We start from the raw sequence: 311 nt of genomic DNA, 5'->3' as shown, positions 1-311 counted from the left end.
GCCAAACAAAGTGTCGCGGGATGGAGCAGCCAGGTAGCTCGTCAGGCTCATAACCTGAAGGTCGCAGGTTCAAATCCTGCTCCCGCAACCAAAGATCACCACAAAGCCTCCGCAAAAAGCGGGGGCTTCTTCGATTCAGGGCGCCCAGAATCTACCTCAGTCTCTTAACGTTGACGTGCCCCCCACTGGTCCCTCGTTCATGACGAGAGTCTGCGAGTTTGATTTTGGTAGTCGTCGGTTTCGGGCTTGGCAAGCGCGCCGGGCGCGGAGCCCTCAAAAAGCTCAAGCGCCTGCCGCGCTTGCCGGGGTGT

At 58.8% G+C, this 311-nt stretch carries 1 tRNA gene; it reads left to right on the top strand.

From position 1 onward, the window contains the following. Positions 1 to 14: 14 nt before the first annotated feature. A tRNA-Met gene (locus AB9K35_RS05575) sits at positions 15 to 91 on the top strand. Positions 92 to 311 lie beyond the last annotated feature (220 nt).

The organism is Leisingera sp. XS_AS12 (assembly GCF_041224635.1).
GTDB lineage: Bacteria > Pseudomonadota > Alphaproteobacteria > Rhodobacterales > Rhodobacteraceae > Leisingera.
The sequence above is the reverse complement of the archived record's forward strand: the minus strand, read 5'-3'. Positions and strand labels throughout refer to the sequence as shown.